The 17,294-nt window shown below is 61.7% G+C and carries 14 protein-coding genes; 2 read left to right on the forward strand and 12 right to left on the reverse strand.

All coding sequences use genetic code 11. The features are described from left to right. Positions 1-342: 342 nt before the first annotated feature. Positions 343-717: a DUF4148 domain-containing protein gene (locus NCT04_RS20450; RefSeq protein WP_250467473.1), complete on the reverse strand. Its 375-nt coding sequence runs from the start codon at positions 715-717 to the stop codon at positions 343-345. A gap of 164 nt (positions 718-881) precedes the next feature. Then, positions 882-3,296, reverse strand: coding sequence for a penicillin acylase family protein (locus NCT04_RS20455; protein WP_250467474.1), 2,415 nt, complete (start codon positions 3,294-3,296; stop codon positions 882-884). Between the two features lie 183 nt (positions 3,297-3,479). Between NCT04_RS20455 and NCT04_RS20460 the strand changes: the two genes are divergently transcribed. Then, entirely contained in the window at positions 3,480-3,860 is a 381-nt protein-coding gene (locus NCT04_RS20460) for a nuclear transport factor 2 family protein (RefSeq protein WP_250467475.1), read from the forward strand. Between the two features lie 8 nt (positions 3,861-3,868). Here NCT04_RS20460 and NCT04_RS20465 read toward each other — a convergent pair whose 3' ends face one another. The 8 genes from NCT04_RS20465 to NCT04_RS20500 form a co-directional block, all read right to left on the reverse strand. Next, a complete protein-coding gene (locus NCT04_RS20465; protein WP_250467476.1) occupies positions 3,869-4,444 on the reverse strand; it encodes a PqiC family protein in 576 nt (191 codons plus the stop codon). After that, entirely contained in the window at positions 4,441-6,093 is a 1,653-nt protein-coding gene (locus tag NCT04_RS20470) for a PqiB family protein (RefSeq protein WP_250467477.1), read from the reverse strand. The genes NCT04_RS20465 and NCT04_RS20470 overlap by 4 nt, the downstream gene beginning before the upstream one ends. Then, on the reverse strand, positions 6,086-7,351 hold the full coding sequence (locus NCT04_RS20475; RefSeq protein WP_250467478.1) for a paraquat-inducible protein A: 1,266 nt from the start codon (positions 7,349-7,351) through the stop codon (positions 6,086-6,088). Before NCT04_RS20475 ends, NCT04_RS20470 begins: the two co-directional genes overlap by 8 nt. Continuing rightward, positions 7,348-8,820: an efflux transporter outer membrane subunit gene (locus tag NCT04_RS20480; protein WP_250467699.1), complete on the reverse strand. Its 1,473-nt coding sequence runs from the start codon at positions 8,818-8,820 to the stop codon at positions 7,348-7,350. Before NCT04_RS20480 ends, NCT04_RS20475 begins: the two co-directional genes overlap by 4 nt. Before the next feature lie 19 nt (positions 8,821-8,839). Continuing rightward, a complete protein-coding gene (locus tag NCT04_RS20485; RefSeq protein ID WP_250467479.1) occupies positions 8,840-12,043 on the reverse strand; it encodes an efflux RND transporter permease subunit in 3,204 nt (1,067 codons plus the stop codon). A 12-nt stretch (positions 12,044-12,055) separates the two neighbouring features. Then, positions 12,056-13,303, reverse strand: coding sequence for an efflux RND transporter periplasmic adaptor subunit (locus NCT04_RS20490; protein WP_502800686.1), 1,248 nt, complete (start codon positions 13,301-13,303; stop codon positions 12,056-12,058). Between the two features lie 27 nt (positions 13,304-13,330). Further along, complete coding sequence (locus NCT04_RS20495) at positions 13,331-13,837, reverse strand: YMGG-like glycine zipper-containing protein (RefSeq protein WP_250467480.1); 507 nt, start codon at positions 13,835-13,837, stop codon at positions 13,331-13,333. Positions 13,838-13,939: 102 nt separating this feature from the next. Beyond that, entirely contained in the window at positions 13,940-14,332 is a 393-nt protein-coding gene (locus NCT04_RS20500; protein WP_250467481.1) for a response regulator transcription factor, read from the reverse strand. 273 nt (positions 14,333-14,605) lie between these two features. On the opposite strand from NCT04_RS20500, the gene NCT04_RS20505 reads away from it, so the two are divergent. Continuing rightward, positions 14,606-15,391, forward strand: coding sequence for a DUF3658 domain-containing protein (locus NCT04_RS20505; RefSeq protein WP_250467482.1), 786 nt, complete (start codon positions 14,606-14,608; stop codon positions 15,389-15,391). Positions 15,392-15,409: 18 nt separating this feature from the next. Here the strand turns inward: NCT04_RS20505 and NCT04_RS20510 are convergent, their stop codons facing one another. Next, positions 15,410-16,312 carry an SMP-30/gluconolactonase/LRE family protein gene (locus tag NCT04_RS20510; RefSeq protein WP_250467483.1) on the reverse strand — a complete coding sequence of 301 codons (903 nt, stop codon included), beginning with the start codon at positions 16,310-16,312 and terminating at the stop codon, positions 15,410-15,412. A gap of 28 nt (positions 16,313-16,340) precedes the next feature. Further along, positions 16,341-17,282, reverse strand: a complete 942-nt coding sequence (locus tag NCT04_RS20515) for a 3-hydroxyacyl-CoA dehydrogenase (protein ID WP_250467484.1) — start codon at positions 17,280-17,282, stop codon at positions 16,341-16,343. Between the last annotated feature and the right edge of the window lie 12 nt (positions 17,283-17,294).

A 17,294-nucleotide genomic window follows, 5' to 3' on the forward strand; every position in this document is an offset into this window, starting at 1 on the left:
CAATCCGTCTTTCGACAGATAAACCTTCCTCTAATACTGTGTGAGACTTGATAACTTTCGCTAAACGTCCCAACCCCAAAAGGTCAGAACCGCTCGCGCCATCAAGTGCCCACACTTATCGGCTGTTAGTTTTTAAAGAGCATTGCGCTTTGATCGCTTCGCTTGTCTGCTCGCTTTCTTGCGCGCCGTCATTCAACGGGAGGCGAATTATGACTGGCGAAAGACAGCATGGCAACCCCCTTTTCGAAAATAATTTTCGGGCAGCCACTAAGCGATGTTTGCAGCCTTTAGCAAGTTATTCGAAAGACGAAAGCAACGTGCATGGCTGGTCGGCTTAGAAAGTTAACTTCCAAAGAACGGAACGCAAAAGTCCGCAGGGCCGACACAAGCATTCGACGATGACGATGACGATGACGAAGGCGACGCAGCCCCACGATGCACAGTCCCAGACGCCGCGCCGCTCTCATGCATGCCGCCGTATGCCTCATTCGTTTCATTGGCGTTCTGCTGCGCGGCGACCTTTGCTTCCGCAGCCTGAATGTCGGCCGGATAGTTCGTACTGTCGCCCGACCCAACTGAATAACCCGCTTGCTCGATCTGCACGAGCTCGGCTTTCACCTGCGCGCGCGTGAGCGGTTCGCTCGACCCTTGAGCAAAGGAAAGCGCAGGCGCAGCGATGACGACGAGCGACACGACAACCTTGGCGATGATGTTCATGATGCAAGACTCCGGCAAGAAAGGGTTTGGCTGGATCGATGACGACCCAGGAACCTCATCGAACACGCTCGACTCTCTTGAATCTTCGAGCGCTGAGGCTTCAATTCGTAAACCCGCCCATGCCGGAATCTATTCCCATCGTCCTGCTAAAAACTCAAGCGCGATCAACGCGTCTCTGGAACAAGGTGCACGCGCTTCTCGGTCGCGGCCTCGACGGCCTTACGCGAATAGAGCAGCGGGAAGTAGTCGCCATCGAGCCACATCTGCGCGAGATCGCGGTAATGCGGGCTATCCGGATCGCCCGATTCGCCCGGCAGATTCACCGCGCGCGATGCATCCCAATTGCCGACATCGACGATCACGCGAAACGATGGTCCATTGGTCTCGCGGAAATCGCTTGCGCGATACGTCGATTGATTCGGCGTATAAGCACTGCCGCCCTTACCCATGGGCCCGACGTTGAGCTTTGCGCGCGTGTCGGCATCGACGGCATCGGCCAGTGGATGCGCGTTGAGATTGGTTTGAAGCCCGCCCCACTGCCAGCGCGTGGCGTCGTTGCCTTGCAAGCGCGACATCTCCGCATAAGCGTCGCGCAGGCTCGACAGCAACACGGCATCGCGTTTCGCTTCAGCGTTGTCACCGAAACGCGCGGCCGGATGTTCGAGCGAGTCGAGCATCACGGCCGTGTCCGGCGCACCGAATGAAGCCGCCGCGTCCTTCGGCAAGACAGCTTGCTTGAATGCGCGGCCGAGATGCCGCGAGAGCCAGACCTCTTCGAGCGCGGCCTGTGCCGAATCGGCGCGCATATGCGCATCCCAGCCCTTGAGCATGCCGAGTGCCGCGCGCGTGTCGGCATCGTCGCTGGAAAGAGGCTGCAACAACGCGACGAGACGACGTGCGGGTATCGACAGATCATCGTTTTGCAAGCGCTCGGAATCTTCGATCGATACCTTGTCTAGCGACTTCAACACTTCGTCGATACGCTGATGCCGCGAGCCGTTGGTCCATTCGAATCCGAGCTTGCGTTCGGCATAGGGATAGCCCGCCGGCAGATTCATTTCATTCGATGTAGTGAAGTACCCTTGCGACGGGTTATAGACCGAAGGCATTGCGTCGCGCGGCCAGAACCCGGACCATTCATAGCGGCCATCGCCGGGAACGGGCATGAGGCCATCCCAGTTCGGACGAACAGGCGCAAGGCCGCTCGGCACCCATGCAATGTTGCCTTGCGTGTCCGCATAGACCTGGTTCACCGTGGGCGCGCCCCAGGTCGCAAGCGACGACTTGAACTGCGCATAGTTCTTCGCGCGCATGTAGCGCATGGAATCGAAGTAAGGCGACATACCCGGCGAGAGCCATGCGGTACGCACGGCGTATGCGCGATGCTTGCTGTCTTCCGTGTAGATGACGGGACCATGACGCGTGAACAGTAGGTCCGCTTTGACGGGCGCCGCGCCGCGTACGTTGATCGTCTCGTGCACGACATGCATTGGCTCCCATGCACCTTTGTAGCGGTACTGCCGCGCATCGGCGGGGTTTAACTCGTAGACATAGAGATCTTCCTGATCGATGTTGAAGATCGTGAGACCGTACGCAATGAACCCGTTATGACCAATGGATATGCCCGGCGAGGAAGGCTCGCCGCCACCGATGATATCGAGCGTCGGCGTGCTGATCTGCTGGATATAGCGCAGGCTCGGCGCGGCATAAGCGCGATGCGGATCGTTCGCCATGATCGCGCGGCCCGTCGCCGATTTGCCCGGCGCGACCACCCAGTTGTTGCTGCCCTCGGTGATTTCCTCGGGATTGTCGGCAGCGGCAATCATCGAAGTCGATGCATCCGCGCTCTTGAGCGATTCCTTCGTCACGCGTACGCCTTGCGTCGCCAGCGTGAAGACCTTGAGAACATCGTCGGGCAGGCATGGATCGAGACCCGCGGGCATCTGCGGCTTCCACTGTGGCTGCAAACCGAAGCGCACCGAATCGGCATCGAGCGAACTCTTGCATGCGACGCGCGCACGCGCCACTTCGCTCGTCAAATTACGCGTCAGGCCATGACTGCGGATACGCACGACATCGTCCGCGCCCCACTTCGCGGGCCAGTAACCGACTTTGCGAAACTCATAAGGCATGCGGTCCGGGTGCTCGGCAAGCCAGTCGATATACGCGTTGACGCCTGCTGCAAAGCGCGTCGCGGCCGGCTTGGCATCGGGTCCATAGCGCTTCCATTCGGTCTCCATGTCGCCGCGATAGAGAAAGAGCCGCGTGGCCTTGTCTTGCTCGACATACGCGGGCCCGAAGACTTCGGCGAGTTCGCCAAGCCCGCGACGACGCCATAGATCGATCTGGAACAGACGATCGCGCGCGGCGTTGAAGCCTTGCACGAAGAACGCGTCGCTGTCGTTGGCCGCGTAGATATGCGGCACGCCCCAGCGATCCACCAGGATGTCCGAAGGCTCGGAAAGTCCTGCCACGGTGATCGTTTCGGTGGGGGTATCGTCCGCGAGGGCGGATTGAATGGGAAGTGAGGCGAGCAATGCAGCGCTGAGCAGCGCGGAAATAAGGCGTCTTGCTGGCATGTAACCGTCTCCTGTCGACAAGAGCCGGAACACACGCCTCCGACTCAAGTCTCATGCGAAGCTATTGTTGGATTTTGCGCACGACGCGTGACCATACGTCGATTCCGCGATCGCTCGAACGTCGTATGAGACGTGACGATGAATCGCGCACGCAACCCGAAGCCTATCGCAAAGGAGAAACTCATGCCCGACGAAACTCTCGACCCGGTTGAAGTCGCGCGACGTGTTTATGAAGCGTATGTGAGGAAGGATCGTGCCGCTATCGAAGCGCTCATCGCGAAAGACTTCCATTTCACGAGTCCTCGCGATAACCGTCTCGACCGCGCGACTTACTTCGCGCGTTGCTGGCCGAACGCGAACGCAATCGCCACCTTCGACTTCGTTCACATGAGGCAGGACGGTGAACATGTGTTCGTCACGTACGATGCGCGCATGCTCGACGGCAAGGCCTTTCGCAACACGGAGATTCTCTCGATACGAGCCGGCGAGCTGCACGACGCGCAGGTATTCTTCGGCTGGACGCTGCCGCACGAAGCGCCCGAAGGCGATTCAATTACGGCATGATTCCTCGTTCATTGCCGCATCTCGCCGAGCGCGGCCGCGATCTGCCGGCTCATCTGCGCGAGCGCGCGGCTATGCGCCGCGGCGATGGCGGCGAAACCATCGCCTTTCGTGTTTTCGTGCACGAGCGTGTGCCCGTCGAAATGCGATACACCATCGGGGGCGCGAAGGCTCCAGAGTGCATCGAGCGTGACGGAATCGTCGATGACGGATTCGAAATGCATCACATCGACGCGTAGCTGATAGGTCTTGATATCCGCACTCGGCGGATAAATCGACACATTATCCACGCCAAGCACGCGCGACAAATCCGCCGCCAACGTACGCGCGATATTCTCTTTCAACGGCTCGCCCCAGCGCGCGTACTCGTTCACGGTCACTTCGTTCGGCATGGTTCGCGTGATCATCTGCGGCTTGTCGACAAGGTCGGGAACCGTCACGGGCCCCACGGTCACGCGAACGGGCCTGACATTCGCGGCGGGTTGCAGTGTGGCTTCCGGACTTAACGTATAGAACGCGGCCTTGGGCGATGCACCACACGCGCCGACCATGACGATGAGCGCTGGAACGAAGAAACGGTATATCACCTTTTATCCTCCGGCTTGCCGCGCAGAATCGCTTCCGGATGCTGTTCGAGATACTCCGCGAGATTGCGGAATGCAGCGGCCGTGCGCGACAACTCACGCATGGTTTCGGCGGTGCTGGTCTGCAACGGCGAGTCGCTCTGCAACGCGCGGCTCGTCGCGCCGAGCGCATCGCGTGCAGCCGCGAGCGTTGCTTTCGCTTGTGGCGCGACGTCGGTGTCGAGCGTTTTGATAAGCACCTGCGCCTGTTTGAGCGTATCGCGCAGGTCATTGCTGATCCCTTCGATCGGAATCTTGTTGAACTTCGCCACGAGTGCCTGCACGGAGTCCTGCAATGACTGCAAGCCGCCCGGCACGGTCGGAATTTCCGGCGGATCGCCGCTTGTGTCCATCTTTTCTTTCGGCGTGTTCGGGAAGAAATCGACCGCGATATAGCGCTGCCCCGTCAGGATGCTACCGGTACGCAATTGCCCGCGAAAGCCGTGCTCGACCATGTATTGCAAGAGCCGATGCCGGTCGGGCACGAGACGTCCCGTCTTGTCGCCTGCCCGTATGCGCATGGTGAAGCGTTCCGGATAGAAGTTCACGCGTACGGGGATGCTGAATTCCCGCCGCACCGGATCGTATTGCGTATTGATCGCCGTCACTTCGCCGAGCACGATACCGCGAAAATCCACTTCCGCGCCGACCGACAGACCGCGCACCGATTCCTTGAAATTAAACACGTAGGTATCGACGATACGATCATGCCGCTTCATTGCTTCGGGGCGTGTTCCGAAGAGCTGGAACACGCTGCTCGCAGGCGCTTCCGCGAGATCCTGATGATCCGAGCTATCGGCAAGCTCTTTCAAGGGCGCCGGCGTTTCGAATGCGAGCCCGCCCACGAGTATCGCGACGAGCGATTCGGTGTCCATCTTCACACCGGTCGAATCGAGCTTGACGTCCACGCCGCTCGCTTGCCAGAAGCGCGTATCGAGCTTGACGTACTTGTCGTAAGGGGCGTTGACGAAGATGTGGATGGTCACGCCCATGCCGTCCGCATCGAGCTCATAGGCGGTCACCTGTCCCACCTGGAGACGCCTGAAGTAGATCGGTGCACCGGCATCGAGCGAACCCATGGTCGGGCTCTTCAACACGAACTCGCGCCCCGGCACGTCCGCCGTGATGACAGGCGGCGATTCGAGCCCGGTATAGTCGTGACGCTTCGCGCTCTTCACGCCCACATCCACGCCGATGAACGCGCCTCCGATCAACGTGCCGAGGCCCGACACCGTGCCGCCTGAAATGCGCGGGCGCACGACCCAGAAGCGTGTGTCGTCGACGAGCATGTGTTCCGCATCCTTCGCCATTTCCGCCGATGCGATCACGCGCTTGTGATCCGGCGCGAGCACCACGCTCTTGACCGTGCCGATATCCACGTTCTTGTACTTGAGCTTGGTCTTGCCGGCTTCGAGCCCCTCGCCCGTGTTGAAAGTAATGGTGATCGTCGGACCTTTCTCGAGGATGGCCTGCACCGCGAGCCATCCGCCGATCAGCACCGCGATGAGCGGCACGAGCCAGATCAGCGATATGCCGAAGCGCGGGCGGCGGGCGGGCAAGGCTTCGGGAAATTCATCCGGAGGCGCTCGCTTGATGTCGGGAGGTTCAGCCATGTCCTTGGTCCGCGGCGTCCCAGATGAGACGCGGGTCGAATGCCATTGCCGCGAACATCGTCAGCACGACGACTCCACCGAAAGCAATGGCGGCGGCGCCCGCGCGTATCGTCGCCAGCGCATTAAACTGCACGAGCGCGACGAGCACGGTGATCACGTAAATATCGAGCATCGACCAGCGACCGACGAACTCGACGATGCGATAGATCTTCGTGCGCCGCGCGGGCAGCCAGCGCGAGCGCATCTGCGTGCTGACGACGAGCATGAGCAGCGCGAGTATCTTGAGCATGGGCACGGCAATGCTCGCGATGAACACCAGCACCGCGAGCGGCCATGAACCCGAAGTCCACAGATACGCGACACCGCTCATGATGGTGTCCTTCTGCGCGCCGAAGAGCGAACTCGTATCCATCACGGGCAGCACGTTGGCGGGCACGTAGAGCACCATCGCGGCGATCAGCAGCGCCCACGTTCGCTCGATGCTGCCGGGCTTGCGAAAGTGCAACCGTGCGTGACAACGCGGACAGTTTCCGTCGTGTGCATGCGGCGGCGCCTTGGAGACGAGCGCGCAATCGTGACAGACGAAGAAGCCCGCTTGTTTCGCGGTGCGCGCGTGGCCGCGATAAGCAGGGGCATCGGCGAGGCTGCTTTTGTAGATCAATGCCCATGCCTCGCGCGGATCGAACGATGCCGAAGCGCCCGAGATCAGCAGCATGACGCCGCCGAATGCAAAGAGCGCAAGGCCAGGCACGACACTCGCGATATGCGCAAGTTTCACGAGCGCCACGAGAAAGCCGAGGATCAGCACCTCGGTCATGCCCCACGGCCGCACCGTATGCAACGCGCGAAAGGCGGCACGTCCGGCACGCGGCGCGTAGCCCCTGCTCAGTGGAACGAGCAGCCACGCCATGGCGCACATCTCGGCAAGCGGCATGATGAACGTGGTCGCGAGCACGAGCCCCGCGATGGGCCACATGCCATCGGCATAAAGCACGCGCACCGCGCCGAGCAGGGTGGTTTGAACCACCGTGCCGCTCACTTCGAGTCCCACGATAGGAAACGCATTGGCGATGCAGAACATCGTGAGGGCGGCGAGCGTGCAGGCAAGCGCGCGATTCAGTCCATCGGGACGATTGCGATACAGCGGCGCGCCGCAACGTGCACAGCGCGCGACGCCGCCTCTTTGCAGCGCGGTTTCATGTTGCAGGAGATCGCATTCGTGACAGGCGATCAAACGCATGTTGGCGTGCGCGTTCATGGCGATGGCTCGTCCTTCGCATCGCGTTTGACCACCGCGCCGCGCGTGTCGTAGACCACTGCCGTGCGTTGCTCGGCTTCCGCGACCCAGCCGCCGCCCATCGCCTTGTAGAGCGAAACCATGGCATTGAGCGCGGCGGCCTGCGTCTGCGTATAGCTCAACTGCGACTGGAAGAGGCTGCGTTCCGCATCGAGCACTTCGATATAGCTCGTATAGCCACCCTCGTAACGCAGCCGCGCGAGATTGGCATAGGTACGCAAGGCATCGACCTGGCGGCCCTGCACATCGCGTGCTTCGCGGCTCTTGGTTAGCGTGATGAGACTGTCGTCGACATCCTGGAAGGCCACTTGAATCGCTTTTTCATAGGAGAAAAGCGCTTGTTGCTGCTGCGCCTCCGCCGCCTTGACTTGTCCGCTGATCGCTCCGCCCGTGAAGATGGGCTGCGTCACGGCACCCGCGAACGACCACACGCGCGCCGCTCCCGTGAAGAGTTGCGAGAATTGCGTGCTTGCAGTGCCGAAGAGGCCCGTGAGCGATATCGACGGAAAATACAGCGCCCGCGCCGCGCCAATCTGCGCATTCGCCGCGATCAGGTTCTGCTCCGCCTGACGCAGATCCGGCCGCCGCGTGAGCAACTCCGAGGGCAGACCTTCTGGGACTTGCGGCGTGGCCAGATCGTCGAGTTCGCGGTCGCGTGCGATGCCTTGCGGATTACGGCCCAGCAGAATGGACAACGCGTTTTCTTGCGTGGCGATCTGCTGTTCGAGTTGCGGAATCGTCGCAAGCGCGGCCTGATACTCCGACTGCGACTGCGCCAGTTCCATCTGCGAGACTTCGCCGTATTGAAAGCGCAGGCCGAACACGATCACGGACTCCTGCCGGCTCTTGACCGTGGCTCGCGCAATATCGAGTTGCCGGTCGAGCGAAACGAGCGTGATGTAGGTCGATGCTACCGAAGCCACCAACGACAAAATAGTCGCGCGGCGGCCTTCCTCGCTTGCAAGCAGACTAGCGCGTGCGCTTTCCGTCTGACGCCGCAAGCGCCCGAACACGTCTATTTCCCACGAAGCATTCAACGCGAGCTGATACTGATTGATGACCGTGCCTACGCCCGGCGGCAATTGCGCGGACCCGATGGGTAAGCGCTCGCGCTCGGCATTCGCGCCCAATCCCACTTGCGGAAACAGCTGCGAACGCGTGACTTGAAATTGCCCGAGGAATTCATCGACGCGCGCCGCCGCGATCTTCACATCCTTGTTCTCTCGCAACGCAATGGCGATCAACTGATTCAACGCGGGGTCCTGAAATTGCTCCCACCATGCCGTGTTGGCGATCTCGTTCGATTGCTGTGCGGCGAAGCGAAAGCTATCGGGCGTTTCGATGGCGGGACGCTCGTAATTCGGCCCGAGCAGACAACCGCCGAGCATCGACGACACGATCAGCACGATCACACGCGATGACGGTTTCATGGCTATGTTTGAGCGCATGTCATTCGCCTCCGTGCGTCGCGGGCCCGTCATGGTCCGCCGCGGGCGATGAATCCGGTTCGCCCTTACCTTCGCCCTTCTTCTTCGACCCAAACCTGGCGCTCATGGTCTCGATGACGTAATAGAACATCGGGATGAAGAATACGGCGATGAGCGTGGCGCCCAGCATCCCGCCGATCACACCCGTGCCGATGGAATGCCTGCTATTCGCCGATGCCCCCGTCGCAATCGCGAGCGGCACGCAGCCGAGAATGAACGCGAGCGATGTCATCACGATCGGGCGCAGGCGCTCGGATGCGGCGGTCATCGCGGACTCGTAGATGGACTTGCCCGCTTCGCGGTTGAGCACCGCGAACTCGAAGATCAGAATGGCGTTCTTCGCCGCGAGCGCAACGAGCATGGTGAGGCCGATCTGAAAGTACACGTTGTTGTCGAGCCCGCGCAGCAAAATGGCGAGCAGTGCGCCAAACAAGGCGAAGGGCACGGCGAGCAAGACGCCCATCGGCAACGACCACTTCTCGTATTGCGCGGCGAGAATCAGGAACACCATGACGAGGCCGAAGACGAACACCATCGCCGATGAACTGCCTGAGCTCTGTTCCTCGTATGCCTGACCGCTCCACGCAATGCCGTAGTCCTGCGGCAACGTGCTCGTCGCAATGTCCTGCAGCGCGGCCATGGCCTGCCCCGTGCTGTAACCGGGCGCGGCGTTGGCCGTGATCTTCACTGCGGGAAAATTGTTGAAGCGCGTGATCAGATCGGGACCGGTCACGTACTTGTACGTGACCACGGATTTCAACGGCACCATTTCGCCTGAACTGCCGCGCACGAAGATGCGATTCAAGTCCTCGGGCGTGCGACGCTCCGACGATTCCGCCTGCAGGATCACTTGCCACAGACGGCTGTCCTTGTTGAACTGCGAGACGTAGAGCGAACCGAACATGGTCTGCATCGCGCTGTAGACGTCCTGCACCGGAACGCCGAGCGTTTCGGACTTGGCACGATCCACTTCGACTTGAAGCTGTTGCGCGTTGGCGTTGAACGTGGACGTCACGCCCTGCAATTCGGGCCGTTGCTTCGCTTTCGCCAGATAATCCTGCACCCTGGCCGATATCTGCGCGCTGCCCGCATCGCCCTTGCTTTGTATCCACATCTCCAAACCGCCCGTCGTGCCAAGGCCCGGAATGGAAGGCGGATTGACGGGCAGCACGATACCCTGACTCACCGTGGACAGATTCTTGTACGCGCCGAGCAGCACGGCGCGCGCATTTTGCGTGCGAATGTTCGCGGACGAATAGCGCTCATCGAAACTCTTGAAGCCGACGAAGAACGTACCCGCGTTGTTCTTCGTCTGACTGTCGAGCAGGCTGAAGCCATCCACCGTGGTGATACTGTCCACGCCTGGCTGCTTCATGAAGTAATCGGTTACGCGTTCCGAGACTTCTCCGGTGCGGTCGAGGCTCGCGGCATCGGGCATGATCACCGCGCCGAGCAGATACCCCTGGTCCTCGGGCGGCAAGAAGCTCGTGGGTATCGACTTCACCATCCAGATCGAAAGGCCGATCATGCCCGCGAAGATCAGCAACATGAGGACCGAGCGCTTGATGACGAACGCCACCGAGCGCGAATAACCGCGCGTCATCTTCGCGAAGCCGTTGTCGAACCACACGAAAAAGCGCGCCTTTTTGCCATGCTCGGGCTTGAGCAACAGCGCCGCGAGCGCGGGCGACAAGGTCAACGCAACGATCCCGGAGAACACCACGGATATGGCGATCGTGATGGCGAACTGCTTGTACAACTGCCCGGTGATGCCACCGAGAAACGCCACGGGCACGAACACCGCGCACAGCACGAGCACGATAGCGACGACCGGTCCAGAGACTTCGTCCATTGCGCGCTTCGCGGCTTCTTTCGGCGGCAGCTTGAAGACCGTCATGTTGCGCTCGACGTTCTCGATCACGACGATGGCATCGTCCACCACGATCCCTATCGCCAGCACCATCCCGAACAACGTGAGCATGTTGATGGAAAAGCCGAGCAGCGACATGCCCACGAACGTGCCGACGATCGACACCGGCACCGCCAGCACCGGAATGAGCGTCGCGCGTATGCTCTGCAGGAACAGATACACGACGATAACCACGAGCACGAGTGCTTCGAAGAAGGTGTGGATCACATCGGCGATCGAAGCGCGCGTGAACTCGGTGGTATCCATCGAAACGCGATAGTCGATCCCTTCCGGAAATGACTTCTTCATCTGTTCGAGCGTGGCGCGCACTTGCTTCGATACATCGAGCGCGTTCGCGCCCGGCTGCTGATACACGGCGATCACCGTTGCGGGCTTGCCCTGAAAGCGGCTGCGGATCGAGTAATCTTTCTGTCCGAGTTCGACGCGCGCCACGTCTTTCAAGCGCACGATAGCGGCGCCTCCGTTCTGCGCGCGAATGATGATGTTCTCGAACTCGGCAGGCGTGGCGAGCCGTCCCGTGGTGGTGACGGCGAACGACTGCTGCACGGGCGTGCCCGTCGGCGATTGTCCGATACTGCCCACCGCAAACTGCTGGTTCTGATTGGACACCGCACTCTGCACTTGAGAAGGCGTCACGCCGAGCTGTGCCATGCGTTCGGGCTTGAGCCAGATGCGCATGGCGTAATCCGGAAAGCCGAAGATGCTCGCCTGATTCGCGCCGGGAATGCGCTTCAGTGCATCGAGCACGTAGATGTTCGCGTAGTTGGCTATATACGTCGCGTCGTAGCGGTTGCTCGGCGAATAGATGGCGATCACCATCATGAACGCCGACGACTTCTTCTGTACCTGCACCCCTTGCGCCTGCACCGATTGCGGCAACTGCGGCAACGCAAGGTTCACGCGATTCTGCACGTCCACTTGCGCGAGTTGCGGGTTGGTGCCGATATCGAAAAACACGTTGAGCGTCATTTGTCCCGTCGATGAGCTCGACGAGTTCATGTAGATCATGTTGTCCGCGCCGTTCACCTGCTGCTCGATCGGCGCGGCCACGTTGTTGGTGACGACATCCGCGCTTGCGCCGGGATACTGAGCCGTCACCGTGACCTGCGCGGGCGTGATGTCCGGATACTGCGCGATCGGCAATGCGAGCATGGCAATGACGCCCGCGAGCGTGATGACGATCGACACGACCATCGCGAAGATCGGCCGGTCGATGAAGAAGTGAGAGAATTTCATGGCGGCCTTCGCTCACTTCGCCTGTTGGGCTGGCTCGACCTTGATGGTCGCTTCGCCTGGCGGCGCAACGGGCGCGGCATCGCCCTTCACGTTGACGGGCGCGCCCGCGGACACGCGTATCGCGCCATCGACGATCACGCGGTCGCCCGCGCGCAGACCATCCGATATGAACCAGTTGTCGCCGAGCCAGTCGCCCACCTCCACCACTTGCTCGCGCGGCGTCTTGCCGTCCTTGTCGAGCAACCATACGTAGTGGCTTTTCGCGCCCTGCAACACGGCGCGTTGCGGCACGAGAATGGCGTTCGGCCGCGTGAGGCCATGCACCAGCGCGCGCACGAACTGGCCGGGGCGCAACTGCCCGGCCTTGTTCGGCAGCACCGCGCGCACGAGGAACGTGCCCGTGTCCTTGTTATACGAAGGCGCGAAGAAATCGACCGGGCCGGTATCCGGATAGCGCGAGCCATCGGCGAGAATGACTTCGACGATATAACGCTTGTCAGCGGGCGCGGTCAGGCGTCCTTTCGCGATCTGATCGCGATAGCTCAAGACCTCGTTTTCCGAGAGACTGAAGTTGATCCACATGGGATCGAGTTGCGCGACCGAAGTCAGCAGGCTCGAATTGCCTGCCGAAAGATAGCTGCCTTCCTGCATGCGCGCATAGCTCGACAAGCCGGTGAGCGGACTCTTGATGGTGGTGTAGCCCAGATTGAGTTCGGCGTTCTGTACTTCGCCTTGCGCGGCGATCACCGAGGCCTGTGCGGATTTCTCGTTGCCGATGGCGTCGTCGAGATCCTTCTTGCTGACCGCGTTCAGCGCTTCGAGCGGACGCACCCGCGCGAGATTCGCCTTGGTCACGGTGAGCCGCGCCTGCTGTTGCGCGAGCTGGCCGCGCGCGGTTTGCAGCGAAGCCTCGAACGGCTTGCGATCCATTTGGAACATCACCTGCCCTGCTTTCACGAGCGCGCCTTCGGTGTAGAGGCGCTTTTCGAGGAAGCCTTCCACGCGTGCGCGGATCTCCACTTCGCGCGAGCTCTGCGTCTGCGCGACGAATTCGAACGTGACGGGCGTGTCGTGGCCTTCGACGGTCATCATGGTGACTTCGGGCGCGGCGGGCTTGGGCGCGCTCGCTTGCTTCTCGCATGCCGCGATGGCGAACATCAACGAGACGCCGACGAAGCGCATGCCCGCGCGCCGCCAGCGCACGAACGCCGACGAAGCCGGAGCGGGGGCTTTGAAGATCCGCAAAGGTGAAGTCGGCATAAGTGTCTCCGCTCGCGTGGCTCGCGTCTATTGCACGGTGTAGCCGCGTCCCGTCATGCAGGCGGACACGGCCCGGTTGAAGGTCGTCATCTCCTGCGAGACCTGTTGCTGATTGGCCTGCTGCTGCGACGCGGCCGCACGCCGCTGCTGCCGTTGATGCACCCCGCCCATCACTGCACCGCCCGCCGCACCTGCTGCCGCGCCCTTGCCCGCGTCGCCGGCTATCGCACCCATCGCGGCGCCCGCTGCCGCCCCGCCCGCCGCGCCACGCACGCGTCCGCCCTGTTGCTGCGTTGGCGGTGGCTGGTTAGCCTGCTGCGCGAGTGCCATCGGATCGACACCGGTGTTCTGCTTCGCCCATTGCTGGCATTGCGATACGTCATTGCCCTGCTGGCTCTGGCTTTGGCCGCGCGCGGGGTAATAGATCGCCTGCTGCGCGGCTGCTTCGAGCGTTACCGCGGTCGCAAGCATGAGCGCCAAGCTCGATGACAGGCGCACGCGCCGGCTCCGCGCGGTTTGAAACGTGCTGTTCATTTCGGTACTCCCTCTCAGTGTTTTCGTCGATGCCTGACCGTCTGCGCACGCAACCGGCCCTCGTTCCATGTGTCGTCGTTTTATGCGGTATCGGGAAGGACGTCATGGCGCCTCGCGCACGCGTGCAATGGCCGCGCGCACCGCGCCGATGAACACTTCGTCGTCGAATGGTTTATGCAGATAGGCCGCGGCTCCCGCAGCGAGCGCCGTATCGCGCACGGCGGGATCGTCGTGAGCCGTGACGAAGACGATCGGCATGTCGGTGCCCGCCAGACGCCGTTGCACTTCCAGCCCGTTGATGCCTGGCATCTGCACGTCGAGCACGATGCAGTCGGGCCGCCATGCGGCGTCGTTTTCGTCGAGTGCGGCGAGCAACGCGTCGCCCGTGCCGAAGCTCGCCGACGCCATGCCGGCCGCACGCAGCAGCCGCTTGAGTGCCCGGCAGACCGATTCGTCGTCATCGACCACGGCCACGGTTGGCGTCGCATCGCTCATTGGATCAGGCGTGAAGTTCGGCAGCACCGCGAGGCGCTGTGTCCACGCCCCGGCTCTTGATTTCTCGCTGGAGAATAGGCGCGCGGCTCTTGAACCGGTATTGGACTTTAGTCCCATGAGCGCGGTGAGGAATAAAGCGGGGACCCGGTCCGGGAAGAAAACCGGGGCCGACCGCTAAATTCGAGATACGAATTCCGCTATAGTCTGCGGCTTCACGCGCCGGAGGGGTCGGCGATGTGTCGTTGAAGGTATGTCGTTGAAGAGGAGAATCCGATGAAAACCATCCATCACCTATGTCAGGGCGGCTCGGCCGCGGCCATGTTGCGCACGGCGTTGCGCGATCCCGTCATCGATATCCTCGACGATGGCTCGATCGGCCCGCTCGTCGATGTCGACACCGGCTCGCCCGATGCGCGCGTCGGCTTCATGAAGGCGCTCTACGCGTGCGGCGGCTTCGATCCGCAAGACGAAGCGTCGATGGACTGGTATGGCGAGTTACGCGACATGAACCGGCGCCTCGCCGACCTGACGACTCAGGCGTCCGAGGTAGTGATCTGGGCCGAGGCAGGCGATGTGGAACAAGCGCTGCGTCGACGCGCGCACTGGTGGCTGCGCGACGCGGACGTGCTCGTGAGCGAAATCGATGCGAGCCTGCGCGCCGTGGCTCGCGCGATTCCCAAGGGACAAGCGCTGGCGCTGGATGTCGGCGCGGCCGCCGCGCTCGTCGCGGCACGCAAGCCCGCAAGCGCCGGCCTGCGCACGCAACTCGCGAACGAATGGGCCGCGCTCAAGGAAGATGGCGAAGCCGTGCGTGTGTGGGAAGACGGCAAGCTCGCTTCGCATCCCATCGATCATTACGACGCGGACTTCATCGCGCTCGCGTCGGGCGCCCCGGCCAAGCTCGCAAGCAGCGAGATGCTTGGCGCGGCTATGCATCGTTCGGGACGCAGCGATCTCTTTTGCAAGTGGCGCTTTGCCCGCCTCATCGAGGCAGGCAAGTTGACGGTAACGGAAGGCGACGCCCACGATCTCAACTCGGTGTGCATCGTAAAGAGTTAAGCGTCGGGCGTTCGAATCTCACCCCGCAAAACGCGGCTCTGGAAGGCCTGTCACGCCGAGTCCCGTCACCGCGAAAAGACCACCCTTGTCGCGCTCTTTCTGCGGAATGCCCCACATCGGGCGGCCCATTGTCGTGACGTAAAGAATGTCGAGATTCGGGCCGCCGAACATCACGCTCGTCAGATTGCGAACCGGAAACGGCACGACACGGTCGAGCGAGCCATCGGGCGCGAAGCGCAGGATGCGCCCGCCGAACACCAGCGCGGACCATACGTAGCCTTCGGAATCGACCGTCGCGCCATCGAATGTGCCGGCCATGTCGCGCGCGGAAGCAAACAGCCGCTTGTTCGATATGGCGCCCGTTTCGATGTCGTAGTCGTACGCGTACATCTCCTTGCTATACGTGTCGGTGAAGTAGAAAGTGCGGTTGTCCGGGCTCCAGCATGGACCGTTCGAACAACTGATGCCGCTGTCCAGATGCGCGATCTTGCCGTCCGTATCGAGCCGATAAAGTCCGCCGCTTTTCGTGGAACGCTGGCCGCGATCCGCAAAGTAGCGATCGAAGTCGTAAGACATGGTGCCCGCAATGAACCGCCCTTGCCGATCCACCTTGCCGTCGTTGAAGCGCGTTTCGGGATCGTCGCTTTCCGGGTCGCCGATAAACTGCACCGTCTGCGAGTCGAAATCGTAGAAATGCAGCCCGTTCGCGAGCGCGACCACCGCGCCGCCTTGTTCACGCAGCGCCATGGAACCGATATGACGCGGCACGAAGTAGCGTTCGACCTCGCTGCCATCGGCGCGGCAGCTATAGATTTCGGCGGCGGTACTGTCGATCCAGTAGAGCTTCTCCTCCTTCACGTCCCAAAGCGGTCCTTCACCCAGATGATTGTTGGCATCGACCAGCAAGCGGGTTTCGGGCATCGTCGTCTCCTTCCTGGTTGTGGCGTGGCTACGCCTTGTCCTTGTCCGCGAGGCGGTGAGCGATCAACGCCATCAGCCTGCGATCGCGCCAGCTACTGCGGTTTTCGATCTGATCGCGCGGCAGAACGGCGCGGCGTTCGGCGTCGAGCTTAGTCAATATCTCTTCGGGCCAGTCGAAAGGCACGCGCGTCGCCGTGATGTTGCGATACGTGCCGCTATAGCGCGCCGCGTAATCCGCGACGCCGCCTGGCGCGTTCAGATCGATCGTTTCGAACGGACCCATGAACGACCAGCGCATGGCGAGACCATCGCGCATGACCGTATCGAGGTCGGCCGCCGTGGCGTAACCCTGCGCATAGAGACTGAGCGCTTCGTCGAGCACCGCGCCTTGCAGGCGGTTGAGCAGGAAGCCCGAAATTTCACGATTCACGGTCACGGGCTTCTGTCCCGCCGCTTCGTAGATGGCGCGCGCTCGTTCGATCGCTTCGGGCGCGGTCCACGGCGCGCCGCATAGCTCGACGAGCGGCACGAGCGAAGGCGGATTCACCGGATGCGCGACGAGGCAGCGCGCGCCGCCCTTCAAGCCTTGCGTAAAGGTCGATGCAGGCAGGCCCGAGGTCGAACTGGCAAGCAGCGCATTGGGATGAGTCAGGCGGTCGAGTTGCGCGAATAGTTCGCGCTTGGGCTCGACCATTTCCGCGATGTTCTCCTGCACGAGAGCCGCGTCGGACACGGCTTCCTCGAGCGACTCGCAAGTCTTGATGCGCGCGACGATGGCATCGGTCGACTCGTCGGTCAGCTTGAACGACGCGAGGTCGTCCACGCTTTCCCGTATCGAAGCGATCGCGCCGTTCAGCATGTCCTTCGACGCATCATGCAGATTCACGCTGAAGCCCGCGCGCGCAAACACGATGGCCCACGCCCTGCCGATGCGTCCTGTACCGATGATCGCTATTTGCCTTGGGTTCATTTCTTGTGTCTC

This window comes from Caballeronia sp. GAFFF2, assembly GCF_023631485.1.
Lineage (GTDB): Bacteria > Pseudomonadota > Gammaproteobacteria > Burkholderiales > Burkholderiaceae > Caballeronia.